This window comes from Nostoc sp. JL23, from assembly GCF_017115065.1.
GTDB lineage: Bacteria > Cyanobacteriota > Cyanobacteriia > Cyanobacteriales > Nostocaceae > Nostoc > Nostoc punctiforme_A.
In genome coordinates this window covers 1-23,456 of record NZ_JABXKN010000117.1, presented here as the reverse complement: position 1 = coordinate 23,456, position 23,456 = coordinate 1, and the positions used below count along the sequence as shown (strand labels likewise).

Here is a 23,456-nt window from a genome sequence, read left to right as displayed (position 1 = left end):
TACCTTTCTTAGACTCTTTAGTATATGTGTACTATATTTAGATGCGTTTGCCCTGTACTACTGCCAGAGTGACAAAACAGGGATAGTTATGATATCGATTAATTTGTGCCTGAGAGTCCGATCTATTCGTGGGTCTTCTATCACTGCAAAATGGTCAGCAATTGTGATTTTCGCCTTGAGCTTCATAAACAGGAGAATAAGAACGTAATTCTTCTTTCTGATAAATGTGAGAATACCAGTTCTTTGACAGGCAGCCGTCCTGACTTTTCACGGCATCTGTAAAAGTCACTTTGGTCGCTTAGCGATCACATAAATTGAGTTTTTCTTTCCGCTGATCTTCTCGTGATTCCTAGTCATTAATCTAAAACTATTGAGAATCAAACTGTGAAAAAACCTACGCTATTTAGTGGCTTGAGAACTTCCCGTGAAAATTCAGGCAGCCGTCGGCTGCCTCTAACTTCCCCCTCATAATGATTATCATTTCCATACAGAGTGAAATTTAATTTCCACCAAAGCCTTATGTGGTTTGAGTCTTGGTGTATTTCCCCCTGATTCAGGCTCGTCAATATTTAGATGCGTTTGCCCTGACCCAACATCTATCAAAGATCGATTCATAGATACGGTTATTGACTCTGAGATAACCCTGTTGCTTGACCACTAATCCTGACAAGAGCAATTCTCTTTCCTGTGGACTGTCAACGGCAACAACTTCTCGCTGATCCAACATTTGTCGGTAGATTTCTAGTAGCTGAACAGATTTTTTACTCTTGAGGATGCGATCGCGGATGGTTTTCAAATGCTCTGGTTCATCTTGTGATTCCCAATTCTCTATTACATTCGTCCGCACCAAGTTCTCAATCCACTCCGCTTCACCATTGGGGAGAATGGGCGAAGAACTATTGCGGATGAGCTTGCAGAGCTTTTGAGTCAAAAAAGGCTGGCCACTAGTCCAGGCTAATATTTCTTTCAATACCGTTTGCGGATTGCTCACTTTCTTTGCCAATCCTTCAAGCAACGGTTGAGCTTCATGCTCTTTAAAGCCTTCGAGTTGAATTGACTGACCAATGTTAAACGGCGTTATCTGGATGTCGGAAATTAAATCAGAATGAATGGCAACACCAAAGAGAGCAAAACTCAAACGCCGATACTCGGGATTGAAACTGCGCTGGTTATAGCAGGAACGAATCAGGGTAAAAAAGTCATTGACTGGGAAATTTAAGCCCAGGAGGCTATCAATTTCATCGATAAAAATGACCAATTGTTTTGAGGGAGTGCCATCTTCTACGCCGACTTCAACTAGTAACACTTCTTCGATAAATTCACTTAACCGCTGAACTGGAGAAAGATCTTCTCGCTCTTGCCACCAAGTTTTTAGGTTTACCTTTCCTTGTAAATCAAAACGTCGCCTTAGCTCGAAGGCTACTCCTTTATACCATTGGTTAGGGGTAACGTTTTCACCGCCAATGCGGGTCATATCAATCGCCACACAACAAACCCCCTCGTGCTGGAGGTGATCGATCATGCGTACCATGAGGCTGGACTTGCCCATTTGCCGGGGATTGAGGACGTAGCAAAACTCCCTACGTTTCAAGGCTTTGTAGAGGTAACGATCTGCGGAGCGCACTACATAGGTGGGAGCATCCATAGACAAGCTTCCACCAACTTGATAGTCAAAGGTGGCGGATTGTTCGGTACTTCTGAGTAGCTCATTTTCAAAAAGCAGTTCCGCTTGGGTGGCTTTGAGAATTTCTAGGGTTTGTAAGAGTTCTTGGGTGCGCTCTAAGACTTTTTGTTCCAAAGTCCGACTATACCTTTCTAGCTCATCTTTAGCTTGTTCTAGAGCAAGATTTTTAAAGGCTAGTTCTTGGGTCAACTGAACCCGATCGGCTTCGCCTTGTTTGCGTTGGGTGATATCTTGAAAGGCAGCGATCGCATAGACAATTTTGCCCTTCTCATCGAAAACAGGGGTGGCTGATACTTCTAAAGGAATTGTTTTACCAACTTGGTGAATCTCTATATCATCCGTAGTTGTACTTTCGCCATTTAAGGCTCGTATAATGGGTTGTTGTTGAGTTGGGTATAATTGCTCTGTCCCTGCTAAATAAGTCTGATAAATTTCACTCAATAGATCGGTTGTGGCTCCACTTACAATCCCTTTGCCAAGGATTTGCTGGGCAGCCTGATTTGCGTAGTAGGGTTCGCCCTTAGCATTAAGTGTAAAGACACCTATGGGCATAGCTTCTAAAAATTGAGTTAATCTTTTCTCGTTCTCATGTAGTGCAACATAAAGTTGAGCATTTTCAAGAGAAATTGCGGCTTGAGAAGATAGGAGTTTTAAAACTTCTAGGCGATCAGGTGTAAAAGCACCAGTAGTCAGATTGTTTTCCAGATATAATATACCGTTAAGCTTGCCTTGATTGAGTAAGGGTATGCAAAGAACGGATTTGGGTTGAGTGGCGACAATATATGGATCGCGAATAAAGTGTCCCTCATGGGCAGCATCATTTAAGACTAAACTTTCCTGAATGCGGGCGACATAATTGATAATAGAGATTGACAAAAGAGGAATCTGAGAGTCAACATTTACTGAGTCGATTGGAATTGATTGCAGTATATGAACATCATCGGAATCTATGATTTTTTCAGCTTCGATAACCCAATTATTTTCCTTTTCAAGAATCAAAAACCCTTTTTGAGCGCCAGCATTCTCGATGGCAATTTGCATCAACTTTCCAATCAGTTTCTCGAACACGATCTCGCCTGAGATCGCTTGCGATGCCTTCATAACGGTTGTTAGATCGAGTGTCTCAAGCAAACGATTAGAAGTTGTTGTCGATGCGGTCGTTCCTGCGATCGGGTTTCTTACCGATGAACTTGGAGAAAACCACTGAGGGTATGTTGCCTCTAAAAACTCGACTTTACACTTTGCCCCCCAAATCTGGTAGCCTTGGCAAGCTTTTCTCATGTAAAGTTGGGCAAAATCCTCTTTTCCTTGTTCCAACCAAAACTTTGCTGCAAGTTCATTAGCCAGAGCTTCGTTTTGGATAAACTCATTTTCTCTAGCAGACTCAATGGCTTGGTCATATAAATCCATTGCCTGATGCCACTGACCAGAGATGCGAGTCATTTCTGCCGCTACTAAAAGATATTTATGCAGAAAATTTTCGGGACAGTTATCTGCCCACTCTTTCATAAGCTGTTGATTTGCCTCAAGTTGCTGCCAGTATCTTTCTTGTTCCTCTAATGAAGCCTGATGATGGAGAACAATTAGCGTTAGTGAGTAATAAAAATTATGTTTGGCAATTGAGATAGTACCCGGAATGTAGTCAAACCATTTGCCTGCTTGCTCTAAAAGGCTTAACTCAATCGGCTGACTATATAGATAGAGAACCTCAGCTTTAAAAATGTAATAAAAGCAGATTGCTGCAAGGGTTTTATCTTTTTGGCAAGTTTCTAAAAATTGGGCTTCCTCTATTTCTTCAATATCAAAACAAGATTTATTTTGAGTAAGACCCACTAAATTTTGAATAATAATTTTAGCACTTAATATACAATTGACTGCCCATTGATTCTGACTTTCTTCACTGAACAACAAACTGCGATCAACTTTCTTCAGAAGAATATCTAAATTTTTACCTTGATAAATAAGATTATACAAATTGTAAGTTAAACTATATCCAATGGGTTGCAGATCGCCAGCTTGTAAGCCTGCCTCAATACCTTCAATATTGACTCTCTCAGAGTGCTTAATATGTTTCAACCAAGGCATAATCATACAGGCGTGAAACTGACGTGTCCCAAGTTTGGAACCTAAATCATTATATTTCTCAGCTAGCTTGACGCTGAGACAGCCATGTTGGTAAGCCAAGTGATAGTTGTGCAGCGCGTGAGTATTGATCACTCCAAAGCAGGCATAACCTATCGGAGATTTTTCCATATGCCCATATTTGATATTTAGATTGACCATTTTAGTCCCGACGATGTACATCAGGACTGGATCGAAAATCCAAGCTGCTGGTAAGATGCGAATTAATATTTTTAAGGCAGCCCTTTTCTCTGGGATTACCATTTCTGGGCAGTTATATAATAAGCTAACTTCCTGTCTGCCCAAATTCTCTTGATATTCTATAAACTCAGCTTCAAAGGCTGCTTCCAAGTTCTCCGTAGGCAGGTTGATTCCTAGCGCTTTAAGTGCAGTTCGACCCGAATCGATTGCCTCACTTATTCTTCCTATCAAGGTATATTGAATAATCTGTAAGTAATAAAATTCTGTACGGTCGAGAGCTGATTTTGCTTGCCTGAATACCATCTCGATTAGGAACTGGGATCGTTTGAAATTTCCGTTAAGATACTCAACCTCTGCCAGCTCTTTATAAAGGTTGAGAGACATGTCATAGTTCTCTTTCCAGATATCTCCTGGAAACTCATTTTCAGCTATAACTAAGTAATTTCTGGATGCAGTATAAGCCGTCGCTTCCTTTGCTTTTATGCCAGCTTGTAAATTTAATTCTGCTAGCGCTATTTTTTCATCTTCACTCTCAATTAATGCTCGTCCTTCATTAAGATGATCTATCAAGGTAAAGATTTTTTCTTCACATACTTCTTCATTAATGTTGGCAAGTAAAAGCCTGCCAATCTGGAGGTGAACTGCTTTTTTTTGCTCGTCATCAATTAGTGCATAAGCAGCCTGTTGTACTCGGTCATGCAGAAATTTGTAATCTTGGATCAATAATGCAGACTTGATCGGTGCTTCTGAAGTTGTTTCCAGTGCAGAAATGGGTTGAATCGCTCCTGATTGAATTGCTGGCAAGAGATCTCTAAAGGTTTCGGGAGCCGATTTTTCGTAGATAATTGAGAGTGTACTGAGGTCAAAACTGTTCCCAATACAAGCAGCTAGGCGCAGTGCTTTCTGAGTCGTTTCAGGAAGTTTTCTAAACTTCCCAACCATTAAATCCACTACATTTTCCGTGATACCCAGCGCTTCAATCTGAGTAATATTCCACTGCCAGCGCTTTTGCTGTCGATCAAAAGTTAGAAGATTTTCGTGGTAAATTGTTTTGAGAAATTCATTGATGAAAAAAGGATTTCCTGAAGTCTTCTTAAAGACCAATTCTGCTAGAGAAGTGACGGTTTCTCGATCGCAGTAGAGGGTGTCTACAAGCAGCTGAATAATCTCGTCGATCTTCAAGGGGTTCAGAACGATGCTGTTGATTATCGCTCCTTGCTCCCTCAAGCGATTGATCGTTATCATTGTAAGGTGATTGGGACTTACTTCATTGTCACGATAGGCACCAAGCAAAAGCATATACCCCGTATTATTTTTGGCGATCATCAGCTCAATTAGCTTTAAGCTGGCAGAGTCAGCCCATTGCAGGTCGTCTATGAAGATAATTAGGGGGTGAGATCGTTGACAAAGGACTCTAATAAACTGTAGGAATACTGCATTGAAGCGATTTTGTGCCTCAGTTGGTTCCAGTCGTTGCACTGGAGGTTGAGAACCAATAATCTGTTCGATTTGCGGAATGAGATCGATTATCACTTGACCTTTACCATCGAAAGCGGCGAGAAGATTTTCACGCCATTGAACCACCTGAGCTTCACTTTCAGTGAGCAGTTGTCTTACTAGAACTTTAAATGCAGAGATAACCGCAGAATAAGGAATGTTTCGTTGGAATTGGTCAAATTTTCCAGAAATGAAGTAACCGTGCTGCTGGGTAATAGGTTTATAAAGTTCCTGAATAAGCACAGATTTGCCAATGCCAGAGTAACCGCTAACCAGCGTCATTTCGACGTGCTTATGCTGTGGTTCACATTCGGCAACACGTTTAAATGTTGAGCGTAAAGATTCTATTTCAGTTTCTCGACCGTAAAGTGTTTGCGAAATTTTTAATCGATCGGGAATGTCGTGATGAGCTAGCGGAAACTCTGAAATCTCTCCAGTCTGCTGTAGCTGTTTTAGACATTCTTCTAAATCTGTTTTTATCCGCAACGCACTCTGATATCGCTCCTCAGCCATTTTTGCTAACAACTTCATGACAATATTAGAAACAGCTTGCGGAATTTCTGAATTAACTTTGTGAGGAGAAACGGGTTGTTTGGCAATATGACAGTGAACTAATTCCAAAGCATCATTGGTTTCAAACGGTAGCCTCTGAGTGAGTATCTCGTAGAAAGTTACACCGAGGGAGTAAAAATCAGTCCTGTAATCAAGTATCCGATTCATTCTGCCAGTTTGTTCTGGCGACATATAGGCTAACGTTCCTTCCAGAACACTTGGACTTTTAATCGTCGGATTTTCACGGGTAAAAGTGGTCGAGATACCGAAATCAATAATTCTGAGTTGTCCAGTTTGTGGATTATAGACGATATTAGAAAGATTGATATCTTTATGAATAACATTAGTCGCATGAATTTCACTAAGCGTCTGAGCAATCTGAATGGCAATAAGGAGAAATTCTGAGAGCGCAAACTTTTTAAATTCCATCAGAATGTCTAATGATATACCCCCAAAATCCTCTAGAACTATTGCCAGTGTGCTTTCATAGGGCAATAAATTATAGGCTTTGATCGCTCCATCGATTTCTAAATAACGGGTAATTTCGTACTCCTGTTTGTATCGAGTCAACTCTGAAGGGGTCGGGTAATCTTCTTTAAGAACTTTGAGAATAACGCTTTGATTGCTAAATTTAGCGACAGATCGATAGACCAATGAATTGGCACTTTCGTAAATCTTGGAGATAATTTGGTAATCGGCAATAGCCTTCATCGCTAAGATTTCTCCAAAGCAACACTCTGCTTATCATTTGCTCGAGCGCAAATCACTCAGAAGATTCTGCTGATTAACTAAAGAATGTTAAGAGTGTTACCTCAGCATATACGCTTCTAATAATGGTATATTATAAAGCTTAGTTCTCTGGACAATCGTTTTCTCAGCAATTGTTTTCGAAGACAATAAATAATACACTGCCTACTCCAATCCGTAGAAACGAGCGGGATTGTCCCAGAGGATCTTCTGCACAGTGTTTTTGGAGAGTTGTTTTTCAAGAGCTAGCATTTGTGCGACTACATCTGGCTTATGATCCATATGAGGGTAGTCAGAGCCAAAAATTAAATTCTCCGAGCCAATAAACTCGACAATCTGAGCTAGACAAGGTTCAGACGGCTCAATCGCAATAAAACATTGGCGACGAACGTATTCGGACGGCTTCATTTTTACGTTACCTGCAACTTCCCAGTGAAGATCTTCGTACTCGCGATCGAGCCTCCATAGCCAGTATGGAAGCCAGCTGCAACCAGCCTCCAGCAGCCCAATTCTGAGATTAGGATGACGTTCTAGAACTCCACCTTCAATCAATGCTAACAAAGCCATCATTTGTTCCATTGGATGAGAACAAGCGTGTAGCGCAAAGCGAGTGTTGAAACGATCGCCTCCAGTCGTAGGCAGGCGACAGTGTGTTCCTTCATGGATGCTAACGGCAATTCCCAATTCCTCACACTTGAACCAAAATGATTCATACGCAGAGTTGCTAAGTAATCGCCCCTTGACAGGATTCGGGCGCAAAAAGACCGCTTTCCAACCAAAAGCAGCGATCTGCTGCAATTCCGAAACCATTTCTTCAGGTTCATGCAGGTTTACAACTCCTACGCCTCGAAGAGTTTTGGGATTATAGCTGCAAAAGTCTTGTAGCCAACGATTGTATGCACGGACGAATGCACCTACAAGTTGAGGGGGCATAGTGTCTACAGCACAGATCCACGAGAAGTAGGTCGGATAGATGAAAGAAATGTCAACCCCCATCTGCTGCATTGCCCGCACGTGAGACTCTGCGTCAAAGCCATTTTGCCAAGACACGGCATAAGCTTGGGTAACTTGTTTGGCTCCTTCGAGACGGAGGCGATCAGAGTATTTATGCAGGAGTGATTCACCTGCGATAGTCAGATCTGAAGAAGGCGCAAAGTGTCTAAATGCAGGTTCTAGATACTTTCCCCACATATTGGGTGGTTCGATTACGTGGGCATCTGCATCAATGATGCGATATTGGTCGAGCATGGGCGATCAGAGGTTGAGGGCAGGAATTGGAGAAACTTTACATCCACATTGTAAATGGATTGAGTTCATGCTCCTGAAACGGCTCTTTTAACCAGTCTAATTTTACTGGAACTTCGTAAAGTCGTCCCACTCCCAAGCGCTTCCAGAAGTGACGCAATCCAGGAACAACAACCTTTACAACTTTCAAGCCGATATCGGGACGGGTCTGATCTAAAACCAACAGTTCCATACCGTTTTGTTCAACGATCTGCTGACAAGTCATGACATCTTCCAGTAAATCATTGCTCCAAAGTTGCGGATAATCAGAGTAACCTTTTGAAGGAACGCCTTCATTAGGAATTAGATAGGGCTGATTTTCGAGCGTTGCTGTTTTCCACCAATTGATGGTCATCTGAGAAACAGATGGAGTGTAACGAGTACTTCCATCAGGATTAGCAGCTAAAACAGCATGAAGTATTTTGTTCAAGCCATTTAAGGCTCTATAGATAGCAGTCTTAGGGTCAAAATGAGCACCGAAGTCAAAGATAATATCTTCTACCTCTCGATCCGTTCTTCTAGATATGGCAGCAAAAGCAGGAATATTCAAATCGCTGGTAATATCTAGAATCCAAAAATCTCGATGAATTGTTTGATAGTAATCCTTCAGAGCTTGAAAATAAGGCTCATCGAAACTATCCAAATCTACTCTCGGTTTCTGAAGGCGGTTATACCACCATAAGGCAACGCAATCCCGCTCTACCAATTCCATAAAACCATGCACGATCGCTTCTTCCATCGTGTTACCAGCCGCGCAACCATTGGAGTCAGCCCAACAATCAGGCTTGGAGGGAGTGGGGTAGCCATAATAGCAATAAGCAGTTGGCAGATACTTAAATTCTTGCAGCGTGAGAGACCAAACAGGAGTCCACTCAATTTCTCTTTCCTCATCAAAAGGTTCTGGAACCCTTTGAAAGCTACCCAAAAAACCAGAACAGCTAGCATTCCACTCATGACGATTTTGGTATTGTGCTTGGCTGAAGTTCATACAAGCATTGGGGTGAATGGCTTTGCTCTCCATTTGCTGATAACTGCCTTTTTGTCTGATTTCGTCTCCTTGAAAGACTCCAGAATATCTCTCAATCGCTTCACAGAAGCTGCTACATCTAGCCTGCTGGTCAGTCGGTGCTGTCCCTCCACTTCTACCTATAGTGTACTGGCGTAAGGCATCTAAATCGTCAAACAGGGTAGCAAAATGATGTTTCGCTAAATAAGTATGAGTTAAACTAGTTGAATTTCGATCTACCTTCAGGAGTTCTCGAACAACTCCCGTAATCGGACTAATGTGGTGTTGATACTTTTTGAGCGTTTCTTCTGGAGAAGACAGGCGATGTCCTCCACCTGCTAAAAAAGATTTTTTCCGATGACCTAAAATAACAGGCATGGGTTTGCAATTCAACCATCCGACCCCTTTTTCGCTACAGTCTGGACATTGAGGTCGCTTAACCAAAATGTGGTTCTGTGTTTCTAGAGAAAGAGTGTCGTGGGTTACTAATACTCCTTCCAGTCGCTTATTTTCTCCCCGGACAATCCATTTAAAAACTTCTGTCGCTGCCATGCTCAAGGCTGTTTGTAATGTGGCAGGCACAGAAGCAAGCGGAGGTATGAGAGGAGTTGAAATATTCTTTCGTCGTTGAATAAATTCTTCGACGGGTCTGTTGCCTCGCAAGCGTTGAGCTAGACACTGCCAACAACCTGTTTGATCTGGCTGGAATATAGGTCCGATCCAAACAATGGTTCCCACGGGTTTGACCAGCATCCAAGCGGATGATGAGTCTAGAGCCTGTTGATTATAAGCGGACAGCCCATCTTGCAAATAATCATCAGTTAGGACAATCTCTATATCTACTTCTATATCTGCCTTTTCGGAAACTTGGATTTGCAGTGATTCTAAGGTAGCTTTGAATTGAGAAATCGGAAGATTACAACCAAAGGAACTCACTCTCACTTTTGTAGCTTGCAATCGGCAGTGAGCTTCTTTAGGGTCAATGCTTAAATGTTCACAGAAGGTTGTTAAGTCCGATGAGAGAGTATCATCGCCTTTGACAAGGTATCTCTTCTGTTCTAACTGCATCAGAGCATAGTGAACTTGGGCAACGGTGAGAATATGCTCCTCATCAGATGCTTCTTCTGTTAATAGTGAAAGTCGCATTTCCTCAACAATTTCCTCAATTGTGTGATGTCCATCAATTAAAGGAACTAACTTTTGGAATAGATGGTTGCAGAGCAAAGAGGAATTTCTTTCTGTTAGAAAAAATATAGCTTCTGCTTTTATATTCTCAATACGATAGCAACCTTTAAATTTCATCTAGGCACCTTTACAAGATGGAAAAAGAAAATGCGAATCTACACCAAGCAGTAATGAATCTATCAAGATCCATATAAAAATATTCCTCCTAGATGTTCCATATGAGCTTCATCACCGAGGAATTCCTGTAACTGCTCAATCTTCAATTCCTTTAAACCATTTGGTATATCGGGCAATGGGAATCTAAAATCTAACGTGTCTTTGTTGCGTAAATTTTGAGCAGGATCTCGCTGAATTGCTATTAACTGCTCCCTATTCTTCCACGCTTCGACCAATTCATCTGCCCATAAATTTGCTTGAACGTCGAAACTCAGTATCCCTGTTATCCCTAGCTGCAACAAATTCTTCAGTTGTTCACGATCCAAGTTTGCTAAAGCTCCAACTTCTGAAGCCTCAGGAATCGGTAGATAGCCCCTATATATTTCACCTTTTTGAAGTTTTGATCGGTCAATGATCGATTGGGCGTTAGATTTTATCTTGTTTCTGGTTTCTTCATTCGGTACATTTAATAAAATCTGCCCATACTTGCCTTCCTCCCCGTTTGCAAGGTCATTGATGGCGCTTTTGGGATCTCGCTTCAGGTCATGTATAAACACTATATCTGATTTACTAGACCACCAAGCGAAAGCTAAAACGTAGCTCCAATTTTGTCTTGAAGAAATATCTGACTCCATAATCTACCTCTCAATTCTGTAAATAGTTTATACAATAGCTAGCTTTTCAAGGAAACTAATGCTGGGGACAAAGAAGAATTCGCCACCTCTATTTTTATACAATAGATTCCAATCCCCGATCACCTTGTTCATCAGGCTTTGAATTAGGAAAATCGAATCCAAGAGTCTTATAACCTTGATAAGATAGTAAAAATTTTTACACAGTTCCCCTGAAAAACTGAGATCCTGTTGTCTTATCCTGTTATAAGTTTCTGTCTGCTTCTATTGCTTCCATGTAAACGTAATACTCTTGGCTTGATCCCGAATCCATTGTTTCACGTCTTTTACTTTTTCGTTGCCAAACTGAATAAAGATATATAGAGAGTAGTTTCGTCCAGAACTCTTGATCGTTCCTCCTTGCAAATCCTTTAAAATCTGCTCATAAGCTGGATTTTCCAGAGCAATAGGCTCTAGGTTATTAATAAGAGCTTCGTACTACTCTAAATTATTATCAGGATTGCTCATATTACCTCCTTTGTTGATTTTCAAAAAAATATCGATACAACTTACAAGTCGGTACTGTTTTATGTCCTAATTGAACAATCAGCCCCAAACTGCTTAACTTGTAAGACAGGATACGATCTAATTGTATAGGTTCAGTAGCACTTATGACTGCATAAAGGGTACTGGCTAATTCCGGTTGTTCTTGCAGTGTTATCAAATGTCGCTGCAAGTGATGGGAATAAATTTCGGTAGATGTGGGAGCAGTTTCCAGCAGTTGCTCTAAAGTTACATCCCCACGACTAAGGTGATATAGAGCGATTTGTACAAGTGCGGGATGTCCCCCTACCATGTCCATTAGTTGCCTAGCTTCCTCCCCATCTTCCCAGTGGAATCCGTAACATTGAGCTAACTGCTGTACCTCCTCCTTACTAAAATTGTTTAACTGAATTGGTAACCCCACATTGAACGGTGACTGGTTGAGATCGAGGGGAACGTAAATTTCCGTCGAGTGAACCACGATCAAGCGGAGCTTTTGCCAGATAGGCAGTGTTTTGGCCTCTTCATACCAGGAGCGCAGCAGAGGTAGAAAATCCTTTGCTACTTCAGGATGCTCAAAAATCTGATTCACTTCATCCAACGCCAAGACTAGGGGAGTCGAAATTTCTTTTAGTATATAGTCTTGCAAATAGGAAGTACAGCTAATTTTGCTTCCTAAATCCTCATCCCAATACTCGTCTAGCTTCGGTTTTAGCTGAAGCTGGCGAGCAGCATTAGTACACAGCCAGCGCAAAAATTTATTCAAATCGCTCAAGATTGCTTGGTCAACTTGGTCTAGATTTAGGCTTACGGTGCAGTAGCCCAGGCGTTTAGCAGAGTCGAGAATCCTTAGTAGCAGTGAAGTCTTGCCCATTTCTCTAGGAGCTTTAATCCGCACTAAAGCTCCTGATTTTCTGATTTCTCGATCGACCTGCTCCTTAAGGGAAGCGCGTTCTAGGTAAAAAGGGGAGCCTAGAGGGACTGAGCCACTGGGGTAGCGAGGCGACATCTCCTCGTTGACATTGCTCAACTCAAGGGTTTTAGTATTTTTGTCTATAGTTTGAGATGAAAACTCAAAATCTAGATTGGCTATTTCACTCCAGTCCAGTGCTAACTTGCGACAGAGTTCCTCAAAAGTTGTGTGGTCAACGGGTTTACCTGTAAGAAAGTTACTGACTGTGGCTAAGGCCAAGTCTACATCTTCAGCCAAAACTCTTTGACTGGGATAACCATTACGGTTGACTGCCAGTTTTACTTTCTGAATGCACTCCTGACGAACCCTGAGCGATCTTGGCATAGCTCGTTTTCTTACGACTGTGTAAATTTTACCAGTAATAGACTAAAAGTCAGTCACAAGTCAGAAAGAAGTCAGTAATTTTCAGGCAGTAAGTCAGTATGCAGTATTGTTTGATAAATATATGAGGATGTCAGGGAATAACACTAAGATAAATTTAAATTGAAGCTTGCAATTCCAGTGATTCGGTAGCACTCACAATCTAATATCCTTTTAAATTATGCCTCTTGTCTCAAATTAAGAATCACAAAAACAATTTACTAATTTTCAAATTTAGATATGTTAAAGATTTTAGCAATCTATTAATAATAAATTGCTAAAAGCTCTGTTAAATAAAGGTTTCAGATTTTAGGTTCACGAAACTGACAGAAGCTGTTTACGGACACGTTCGCTTCCGTTATGGATGGAAGAAACAAGTCAAATCCTCTTCCCTTCTGCCTTCTGCCTCCTGCCTTGTTTCTTTAAAGAGGGATAATTCTAACAGGTTTGCGATCACCTCTACCAGAGCAGCTTGACTACAAAACTGTAAAGCAAAAGTACAAATTATTATGAATCACCAATTCCTCGCCAAGGATAAGATAGAAAAAAAGAAAACTTTAGAAAAAACAACTTTTTTAAAAATCAAAATTTTTCTTACTTTAATTCCAGCATCTCTGGTTTTAAGTAGTTGCACAAGTAGCGATATTAAAACTGCTAAAGGATTTGGTGACGCATCGAATGCACTTGAGCAATTAAATACTGCTGTTGCTGACGATATTTACAACTCTTGTACTCGTTCAAGCACTTGGCTTGCTCTCGGTACCTCTGAGACTCGGCAAAATATGAGGGATGCCATAAAGGATTGTGATACGATGTTCCGACCAAATTCAGTACGAACTAAAATAGCTGGTGAAGTTATTGTTGAGTACGTAGGGGCCATAGGATCGCTTGCAACAGAAGACAGAAATACAGTAAAAACGGAGTTTGAAGAAATTGGTACAGCATTACAAGGGTTGAAAGTTAAAACTAAGAACTCACCACCATTTCAGTTTAAGCAAAACACAATTGACACTGGGGTAAATATAGCGACATTTTTAACAAATTTATTCTTGGGTAATTTCCGACGAAAAAACCTCAAGGCTGCCATAGTTTGTACTGACAAAGATATTCAAACATACTCTGCAGGTTTAGCAAGTTTTATTGATGAACTCTATGTAAAAGCGCTTCTTGATGATGAAATTGATTCGATAACACGTTATTTCGGAGCATATCGTTCACCTTTGACTGATAAGACAAATCTGCTTCTCAACTCTGATTCTCCTGAAGTTTTTACTTCATTACAAGACACACAATTAAAGCGTGATCGTGATATGCAAGATGAGATATCAAAGGTTATTAGTAAAAAGAATACTGGAGCAGCTTATGTGACTCTTATCCAGACAACTGCTGCTGCTCATGCAGACCTCAAACGTATTTTTAATGATGGAAAGGATAATCTCTCACCTGAGTTAACAGCTAAATGCAATAAGTACTTTGCTAGAAATAGCAGTAATATAATAACTATGAAAACTCCAGGAACTGATTCTCTGAATCAGGAGATCAGTCAATCTGAGTTAGAACAGATAAGAAAGGTTGCAAAAGCATATAACAGCAAAGTAATGCCTCTACTTGCACACATCAAACAACAATCTAGTTCAACCAATCAAGATTGAAGTGCCGAGTATGGGCAGAACTTAAACTTCAAGAAAATAGTCATTTTTTAAAATAAATAATTCCTTATTATTGGGTGTATATTACTTACTCATAAATATAGAATTGCCAAAATTAAAAAATCTCTAATAGCTATAGATACCTACTTGATTGGGTATTTTTAGATTAACGTACCGGAACAATAAATAGTTACAAACAACTAGAAGGAATAAGATTATGACAACTGGAACTCCCACTACTAAGCAGTTAACTAAAGATGACCTCGAATTAATTAGCTCGGAGATGTTACAAAGATATGAGGAGGTAATGAATAGAGTAGAGAAAGAACATGATTCAGGAAATCTTTCTCAAAGCCAATTTAATGAGGCTGTAGGAGAATTGCAGAAGCTGGAGATCAAATCAAGAAAATTATCAGGCTTGATTATGAATATGAAGCTTGATGTTTTATTAAATACTGACAAAGATAGTCCTGCCTCAAAAATTGGAATAGCAACAGATAACCTTAAAAAAGCTACACAAAAAATTCAAGATTTTCATAATTTCTTGCAAAGTATTGCTGAGGTAACTCGTATTGCAACTGGCATAATTCTTGCGATTCAAACTGGAGTGACTGCAAATATTTAGCCCTAATTGCTGAACTTAATCTATCTTAAGTTTTTTCGGCAATTCTAGAATTTCATTTTTCGGAGTTGATTTATGTCTTGTACACTCGGTAATTCATACATTATTAAAGCAGGAGACACACTTTTTATTATTGCCCAACAACAATTAGGTGATGGTAACCGTTGGCGTGAGATTCTCAAACCAGATGGTACTCCCTTCACAGATGCGGATACCTCAAATTTACAGGTAGGTCAAGAAATCTGCATTCCTAACGGGTCTGTCACTCCACCACCCCCTCCCCCAACAGGCAATGGCAATGGTTTCGCAAGTATTGTATCGCGCCAAACCTTCGAGGCTATATTCCCAAACCGAAATGGTTTTTACTCCTACGACGGTCTAGTGACCGCCACGCAGAAATACCCAAGCTTCTGCAATGAAGGATCGGACGAACAATGCAGACGTGAGGCGGCTGCATTCCTGGCAAATGTTGCCCAAGAGACGGGTTTTTTACAATACATTGATGAACTGAACACAGCAGTATGGGGTAACTACTGCGATCCCACAACCTATCCGTGTGTGCAGGGTAAAACCTATCACGGTCGCGGACCGATCCAGTTGTCGTGGAACTACAACTATGCCACATGTGGGGCGGCTCTCGGTATTGATCTGCTCAATAACCCTGATTTGGTCTCAACAGATAGCGCTATTTCCTTCATGACCGCCCTGTGGTTCTGGATGACATCGTGCCACGACGCTATCCGCAACTCCGGTTTCGGCATGACAATCTTCATCATCAATGGTGGCATCGAATGTGGAGTTAATGCGTCCCCAGAAGGCAGACAGGAAGCCCAAAATCGAATCAATTTTTATCTGGATTTTTGCCAGAGGTTGGGGGTATCACCTGGCGAAAATCTTTCCTGCTAAGTAGTCGAACATCTCTGTTATAGGAAGATATTCTTCCTCATATTTTGGAGTTGATTTGTGTCTTGTACACTCGGTAATTTATACATTGTTATGGCAGGAGATACCCTTTTTTCTCATTGCCCTACAAAAATTAGGTGATGGGAACTGCTGGCGTGAAATTAAAAAACTAGATGGTACTCCCTACACAGACATGCCATCACATCCACATTAATATATTCCGCAGATTTAGTTTCAATCATTTGTTTTTATTTAGCTACGTGTTTTCTCAAAACTCATTTAGGATTTCTACAGGAAGTAGTGTATGGATATTTTGGTAGATAACTTGTTTATTGAGCCGGACTGTGCTCCAGAATCCCAAAGAATTCCAGGATATCTGATCCGCAGTACAGCAAGAGCGAATGTAGAAGATTTACAAGATATCAAAGAAGATAATACACGCCCAACGATTAAAACAATAATTAATCTCCTTTATACAAAAAGTAAAAATTGCCCCAAAAATTCTGACAAACTAGGAGTGGTAATTGCTATTCATGGGTACAACACAGGAGGTGCGAATAGTGATTTAAATATATTACCCGTTACCAATGAGGCGATCACTGATGGAATTTGGAAAAACTATCAACAACTTTGTAAGTATGTCAACAGTAATGCCTTAATTTCTCAAAAGTCAGATAGTTTAATGTTTCTTGGTTATCGCTGGCCTTCGGAAACTATTACAGGTCAAAATATTATTACTTCTCTAAGTACTTTACCCTTTCTACTCAAGGTTCTACTATGGGGAAGCTTAATTATGACAATCGCCTCAGTGTTATTGTTTTTCTGGGTCTCTTCCCCAATGTTTGTCGTTCCGGTTGTTTTGGGAACATTCGGGTTTAGCATTGTTTTCAGCCTGATTATTTTACGTGTAATTGTATATTTTCGTGACTCTTATCGAGCAATCAACTACGGAGTCCACGATCTGGTTGAACTGATTCGCCAACTAGATAAAGGTTTGATAGAGCGCTGCTTTCTAGAAGTTAAATCAGAGGAGAAGGCTCAAAACTATTGGAAACAACACCCGATTAAACTCTCCTTCATTGGGCATAGTCTAGGTAGTCAGGTAACTACACAAGCAGTCCGAATTCTATCTGATGTCTTTGACTCTGATTCTGTAGGAAACATCAATAATAAAAAAGCTGAGAAAAGACCTTCTTCGCGAATTGGGCAGGTTTTTAGTTTAGGTCGTTTAATTCTTGTTGCACCAGATATTCCTGTACTGGCAATTACTTCTGGAAGATCCAATTTCTTACGGTCATCGTTACGAAGATTTGAAGAGGCGTATCTATTCAGTAACGAAGGGGATTTAGCCCTACGTCTTGCTTCTACGGCTGCTAATTACTTTTCCTTTCCAGCAAAGACCCAAACACAAGGGTATCGGCTAGGTAATGTGACTGTTCGTTCCAATAGCGATCACAGCAGTAAGTTAAACAAGGTAACAGGGCAATTTCAGAGTGAGTATGGAATTGTCAACTGGAAGGATCAGAACTTACGCAAGCGATTATGTGAGACTAGTTCATTACTTAATTATTTAGAAATTAATGTCTTGAACAAAGTGCAAAGCCAGGGATTAGATCCAGCTTACCAAGAATATCAGTCCACAGTTGCCACAGCAATTAAAGATCAGGAGTCGTTAGCTGATTTATTTACTTACTTTGATTGTACAGAATACAAAGACCGAACAGATTATGCTAATGTACCTAATCGCGATCGCTACGTCATGATTCTGGACAAACAAACCTCGCCCTTAACTTTTTTCGAGTACCTGCAACTCGGTTGGGCATATTTTCGTAGCAATACACCGGATGTCCACGGTGGCTATTTTTGGGGAGAATTTAGTCAGCAGTTAATTTTTCAACTGGCTTTTGTTGGCTTCCAGGAGTTTCTGGAGTTTCTGCTGGTTACCCCACCAAAGGATATGGGAATTGAAGAACTGCGACCACCGGAACTTGAGGATAAGATTGTTTGGGCGAACAACCTTCAAATAGGGGCAGTTTCTGACAAACTACGTACCAAACAAAGGCAGATTGCGCTCAATTATCTCTCATGGATCATCGAGAAAAAACAAATCCAAGCAGTATTATCACCGGAACGTTACCATATTGATGTCATGGGGGAAAAACGCGATGAAGTTCGCTCTAAAATTATGTCAAAAAAATAATATTTTATCCGCTATTGCGAATTGCGAACTGCAAAATGCGAGACCGAGGCTTCTGTCCCGAACTGAAGCGTTTACCCTGATTCTGGCAAATCCACTTCTGCTGCCCTACAAATTTGACCCCAGTTTTTGTAAAACTGCATAAATATCTAATTAGGCGTAGATAGTTCTACAGAAGTACCCAGGCTTTATAAACATCCTCTCATGACGACTGTTCAATTCTTAGATGATAAAAGTCATAACAAAAGTACTCACAAGTCAGAAATGAGTCAGTAAATCTCGGGCTTTAACTTAGTTAGCAGTGGAGTTAGATAAATATACCAGTTTTACGCTGGCAAGCTTTGACCTGACTCGCTGATGTGGGTGTAGGAAATATTTATACTTCTAAAAAAGTGGCTTTTATTGAAAAATTAAGGAGGATTGGTCATGGCAGCAATCGATACAGCACCGTTAGAAAACAGCTTGGGATTTCTAGCTTTAGGAGCTTATATTCTCACCTTAATGCCCACGAATCTCAGAATCATTTTTCCTCAAACTAAACAAGCGAACCTTCCCAAATGGCTGTTGAAATATCGACGAATTATCGGTATTCTGGCTTTCTGCTTGGCTTTGCTTCACGGTTTCCTCTTAGTGAAAAAGAGAGACCTTGATTTTTTAGATCCTAATACCTATTGGATTTATATCCAAGGTGTATCTACCTTCATAATTTTTACCCTATTGGCAATTACTTCTAATGACTGGAGTGTCAAAAGACTGAAAAAAAATTGGAAGCGATTACATACCCTGACTTACTTAGCTATGTTCCTGCTCACTTGGCACATTTGGGACAAAATGTTAGATCACTGGAGCTATTTAACCCCGATTGGGCTAGTAGGGATTGTCACGACAACCCTTTTATTTCTGATGCGACGCTGGATTGAACATCGGAATAAACAACAAAAAGCGAAAGGAAAAGCGTTCTCATCTCAAATTCCAGAAAAAATTACTCTATAGTACCGCTAGTCTCCGACACCATTACGTAGTGGGTGCAAGTCAGATTATTCTTTCACTCGCACAAGGAATGTCCTGTTATGAGATCGAAACAAATTACCTGGAAATCTTCAGCAGCAATCAGCACTCTAACGATCTTGGTTGGTAGTAGCAGTTGTGCTAACCTATTCTTCCACTTCCGAAACGCTAGTGTTGCTACTATCTCTGTTGCAACCATTCAACCCTTACGTTCTGTCCAAGGAAATTTAACTTGGGTTTACGCATTAGCAATCAGCCCTGATGGATGCTTACTCGCCAGTGGCAGTTACGATAAAAAAATCAAAATTTGGGATCTGCCTAGTAATACCTTACTCTATACTTTAGAAGGACACGGCAATGCAGTGGTAAGCCTTGCCATCAGTCCTGATAGCAAGCTGCTCGCTAGTGGCAGTTGGGATAACCGTATTAAACTCTGGAATTTAGAGACGGGGCAACTGCTTCGTACCCTAGATGGCCATACAGATGATGTAGAAGCCGTTGCCATCAGCCCCAACGGAAAGTGGTTAGCGAGTGGTAGTGCTGACACAACCATCCGCATTTGGAACGTGCAGACTGGCGTACAAGTTCATCAGTTATCGGATGGATTGTGGGTAAGAACTGTTGCTTTTAGTCCGGATGGGCAGACATTAGCTAGTGGCAATGAGAGTGGTACACTCAAAATTTGGCGGCTCATGGATGGTGCTGTTCTAAAAACCCTGAATGCTCATTCACAAGCCGTGCGCTCAGTGACTTTTAGCCCTGATGGACGGACTTTAGCGAGTGGCAGTGCTGATAGGACAGTCAAACTCTGGCAAATGCCCACTGGTAAATTGTTGCATTCCCTAATTGGACATGATGGAGTTGTGTGGTCAGTGGTTTTCAGTCCCGATGGCAAGAGATTAGCTAGTGGTAGCAATGATAGCACTATCAAGTTATGGGGGTTGCCTGAAGGCAAACTTTTAGAGAATTTGATCGGGCATAAGCGAGGCGTGCGGTCAGTAGTTTTCAGACCGCATGGAAAGATGATAGCCAGCAGCAGTGCCGATAAAACCATCAAACTCTGGTCTCTTCCTAAAGAGTGACAATAAGCTTTCAGAAAGTAAACAAATCTATAAGGAGGAAATCTGATGATAGATAGGGATACATCCTAGCCGACATTAATTTGACAACTAGGCTATGCCATCACTGCTTACAAAAGTGTCAAAGCTGTCAAAATCACTTTCTTTTGATAAGTTTATCGAAATCTAAAGTGCAGATTGCTTTAACGCAATAGTCATTCAATTAATTAACTTTATCTTAATTTTGGAGCATTATATGAGTGGATTTGGTCACGGTTCCGTCGGCACACGAGAACAAGCATTTACACATTTACTGCCTTTAAGAGCAAAAAGCTACCCGACCCATGAACTACTAGAACTTGCCAACAGCATAAAGTCAGCGCATGATACCGTCAAAGATGGTCCTGATCCTGAAGAAAATTTGCTGTTACCAGCAGGTTATACATACTTTGGTCAATTCATCGATCACGATCTAACCTTTGATAACACATCATCTTTAAACCCAGTAGATATTGGTTCTCAAGATCGTTTGCCAAGTAATTTACGAACTCCACGCTTTGATTTGGATTCCTTATATGGTGACGGTCCTGATGCTCAACCTTTTATGTACGCTGAGGATGGGGCTACTCTTTTATATAAAAATGGTACTGAAAATCAGGTTAAACCTACTCTCAGTAATACAAAGCTAGTTGAAGACTTTAAAAATCAGGCAGATCAAGATCTACTGCGTAGCCCCAATGGTCGCGCGATTGTTGGTGACAAACGTAATGATGAAAACTCGATCATCAGTCAAATTCAATTGTCTTTTGTCAAGTATCATAATGCAGTAGTAGCAAAGCTTAAACAAAACAATCACAGACTGCAAGACGATCAGAAACTGACGGGTACTGCTTTGTTTGAAGCAGCACGAAACGAAGTACGCTGGGTTTATCAAAAGATAGTGATAGAAGACTTTTTGCCGCGCATTGTTAACGCAGATGTTCTAGAAGGTCTAAAACACAAAACTCGCGACCAGCGCGCCCAAAACTATGCTCTTTACACAGAAGACAAACGCGAGAATTTACCCCGCGAATTTGTAGTAGCAGCTTACCGCTTTGGACATTCTGGAGTACGCTTTGGTTATCGCCTTAACAAAGATAAAAGATTTAGCATTTTCCCGGATAGTGAAAGTTGCAACCCAGACGATGACAGCTTGTTAGGATTCGAGCCACTACCGAGTCATCACGTCATTGATAACTGGGCGCGCTTTTTCCCACTCACAAGTCCAGGAGTGTTACCCAATGAGCCTCGTGAAAGTCCTGCTGGTGAGACGCCCGATCCAAAAGTACGCTTACAACTAGCTTACAAAATTGATTCCAACTTGGTTGATCCACTTGGCGTTTTACCGTCCCCTGTATTGCCAACCAGCCAGAATGTTGGGGGGGTTATTAAAGAAGTTAAAGATGCGATCAGCCCTGACACCTTGCCAGACAAGAAAGTAGTACCACCACGTCCATCCCTAGCACTGCTTAATTTATTGCGAGGCAACAACTACAGAGTACAAGGTGGGCAACAGATTGTCAAAGCTTTACAGGACAAAGGTTTTACTCAGGCTATCCCTCTCACATCAGATCAACTCAGTGTACGACGACCAGCAGGTGAAAATTCGGCAAAGGATGCACTGTTCAAGTTTGAGCCAATTGCTGAGAGTCTGCAAAACGACACCCCACTCTGGTTTTACATTTTAGCTGAGGGTCAAGCTCCTTTAGTAGATCACTTTGGTGTGGGAAAAAGTTTTTCCGAAGTAGACTTACTAAATGGTGTTGGCGCCAAAACCCAGCTAGGTTGGGTAGGTGGTCGAATTGTAGCTGAGGTATTTTATGGACTTTTAGATTCTGATCGGGAATCTTATATTAATAAAGCACCTAAAGATTGGCAGCCAATTTTAGGTGGCGATCAGACAGTTATCTTTGCTAACCTACTCAAATTTGCTGGACAAAATATCGAAGCACCTCTATGAATCACTGGTTTTAAACCGACGCGGATTTAAAACCCGTTGGTCTCCCAAAGTTTTAAATCCGTTGCGGTTGTAACCCCAAACCAACTCATAAATCCAACTACGGCTATAGCCTGTAACTGCTGCTACCTCTTGCGTGCATATACCTTTAGCTAAAAGCCAAATTATTTGGTAATGCGTTCGCAATACTGGTTCTTTGGCTTTGCGATAACCTGTCTCTAACTCTTACTCGCTTAGATATGGCTCAATTTTTATGATTTTTGGCATTGCGATCGCTAAACCCAAAATTTGCTTTTGCATATCAAGCCTTTTTCCTGTTTAATATATCCCACAATTCGCACTTCAAGTTGAAGTACAAATATTGACAATTATTAAAAACGCAAAAAATCAAGATAATTAAGAAAAGAACACTTAAACAATCTATCGCTCTTCCATCACTCTCATGAGAGAATAATAAGGTAAAGTATCATAAACTCTTTGCTGGACTATGTTTGAGGCTAGAGTTGCATCCGAAACGATAAAATTTGTTGACGATTACTGTGAATGGTATAAAAAACTCTTTCCAGAAATGAGAAGTTTTGATGCGTTTAAATATCTACATATTGGGATGATATCGGATATTAAACGCAAAACTCTACCAGCTTTCCTCGCGTGTGGTAGGTTTAAGCAACGAGCAAGGGCTATTGCATTTCTTAACAGAATCTCCTTGGAAATTGTCATATTTGAGAGAGATGAGATTAAAGCTGATACTACAAGTATTAGCAGGAAGAGAAATAATCCTTATTATTGATGAAACAGGAGATAAAAAGAAAGGCTCAACAACGGATTATGTCAAACGACCGTACATTGGTAATTTAGGAAAAATCGAGGATATAGTCGCAGTTACAGCCTATGGATTATTTGAGGGAATGACATTTCCTCTGATGTTTGAAGTCTATAAACCGAAACAAAGACTATTAGAAGGAGATACCTACCAAAGCAAACCACAAATATAGGAATCATATTTGATTTTTGAAAAAGACTACGAGATAATACGGAGGGATAATCTCAGGGCAAACGCATCTAAATATAGTACACATATACTAAAGAGTCTAAGAAAGGTA

At 40.7% G+C, this 23,456-nt stretch carries 13 protein-coding genes and 2 pseudogenes; 8 read left to right on the top strand and 7 right to left on the bottom strand.

Going from position 1 to position 23,456, the window contains the following annotated elements:
* Positions 1–66: 66 nt before the first annotated feature.
* The 6 genes and pseudogenes from HWQ42_RS23440 to HWQ42_RS23415 all read right to left on the bottom strand — a co-directional run.
* Positions 67–186 (bottom strand): annotated as a pseudogene (locus HWQ42_RS23440) (ISAs1 family transposase); the annotation flags it as partial.
* A gap of 376 nt (positions 187–562) precedes the next feature.
* Positions 563–6,766, bottom strand: a complete 6,204-nt coding sequence (locus HWQ42_RS23435) for an AAA family ATPase (protein ID WP_292816549.1) — start codon at positions 6,764–6,766, stop codon at positions 563–565.
* 201 nt (positions 6,767–6,967) lie between these two features.
* The gene (locus tag HWQ42_RS23430) at positions 6,968–8,050 is read right to left on the bottom strand and encodes an amidohydrolase family protein (RefSeq protein ID WP_292816547.1); all 1,083 of its coding nucleotides are present in this window, start codon (positions 8,048–8,050) and stop codon (positions 6,968–6,970) included.
* Between the two features lie 37 nt (positions 8,051–8,087).
* Positions 8,088–10,394 carry a TOMM precursor leader peptide-binding protein gene (locus HWQ42_RS23425; protein ID WP_292816545.1) on the bottom strand — a complete coding sequence of 769 codons (2,307 nt, stop codon included), beginning with the start codon at positions 10,392–10,394 and terminating at the stop codon, positions 8,088–8,090.
* 62 nt (positions 10,395–10,456) lie between these two features.
* Positions 10,457–11,068 carry a hypothetical protein gene (locus HWQ42_RS23420; RefSeq protein WP_292816543.1) on the bottom strand — a complete coding sequence of 204 codons (612 nt, stop codon included), beginning with the start codon at positions 11,066–11,068 and terminating at the stop codon, positions 10,457–10,459.
* A 505-nt stretch (positions 11,069–11,573) separates the two neighbouring features.
* Complete coding sequence (locus tag HWQ42_RS23415) at positions 11,574–12,884, bottom strand: AAA-like domain-containing protein (RefSeq protein ID WP_292816541.1); 1,311 nt, start codon at positions 12,882–12,884, stop codon at positions 11,574–11,576.
* Between the two features lie 545 nt (positions 12,885–13,429).
* Here HWQ42_RS23415 and HWQ42_RS23410 point away from each other — a divergent pair.
* The 7 genes from HWQ42_RS23410 to HWQ42_RS23380 all read left to right on the top strand — a co-directional run bounded on the left by HWQ42_RS23410 (position 13,430) and on the right by HWQ42_RS23380 (position 22,356).
* Positions 13,430–14,572: a hypothetical protein gene (locus HWQ42_RS23410; RefSeq protein ID WP_292816540.1), complete on the top strand. Its 1,143-nt coding sequence runs from the start codon at positions 13,430–13,432 to the stop codon at positions 14,570–14,572.
* 214 nt (positions 14,573–14,786) lie between these two features.
* A complete protein-coding gene (locus tag HWQ42_RS23405) occupies positions 14,787–15,194 on the top strand; it encodes a hypothetical protein (protein WP_292816538.1) in 408 nt (135 codons plus the stop codon).
* A 72-nt stretch (positions 15,195–15,266) separates the two neighbouring features.
* Positions 15,267–16,097, top strand: a complete 831-nt coding sequence (locus tag HWQ42_RS23400; RefSeq protein WP_292816537.1) for a glycoside hydrolase family 19 protein — start codon at positions 15,267–15,269, stop codon at positions 16,095–16,097.
* Positions 16,098–16,398: 301 nt separating this feature from the next.
* Positions 16,399–18,294 (top strand): alpha/beta hydrolase, encoded by a 1,896-nt coding sequence (locus HWQ42_RS23395; RefSeq protein WP_292816535.1) that lies wholly within the window; start codon positions 16,399–16,401, stop codon positions 18,292–18,294.
* 423 nt (positions 18,295–18,717) lie between these two features.
* Positions 18,718–19,284, top strand: a complete 567-nt coding sequence (locus tag HWQ42_RS23390) for a ferric reductase-like transmembrane domain-containing protein (protein ID WP_292816533.1) — start codon at positions 18,718–18,720, stop codon at positions 19,282–19,284.
* 77 nt (positions 19,285–19,361) lie between these two features.
* Positions 19,362–20,381, top strand: a complete 1,020-nt coding sequence (locus HWQ42_RS23385; protein ID WP_292816531.1) for a WD40 repeat domain-containing protein — start codon at positions 19,362–19,364, stop codon at positions 20,379–20,381.
* A 232-nt stretch (positions 20,382–20,613) separates the two neighbouring features.
* Positions 20,614–22,356, top strand: a complete 1,743-nt coding sequence (locus tag HWQ42_RS23380) for a peroxidase family protein (protein WP_292816529.1) — start codon at positions 20,614–20,616, stop codon at positions 22,354–22,356.
* Here the strand turns inward: HWQ42_RS23380 and HWQ42_RS23375 are convergent.
* Positions 22,351–22,539: a helix-turn-helix domain-containing protein gene (locus HWQ42_RS23375; RefSeq protein WP_292816527.1), complete on the bottom strand. Its 189-nt coding sequence runs from the start codon at positions 22,537–22,539 to the stop codon at positions 22,351–22,353. The two genes, HWQ42_RS23380 and HWQ42_RS23375, sit on opposite strands and share 6 nt — an antisense overlap.
* A 301-nt stretch (positions 22,540–22,840) precedes the next feature.
* On the opposite strand from HWQ42_RS23375, the pseudogene HWQ42_RS23370 reads away from it, so the two are divergent.
* A pseudogene (locus HWQ42_RS23370) lies at positions 22,841–23,345 on the top strand (transposase); the annotation flags it as partial.
* Positions 23,346–23,456: the final 111 nt, after the last annotated feature.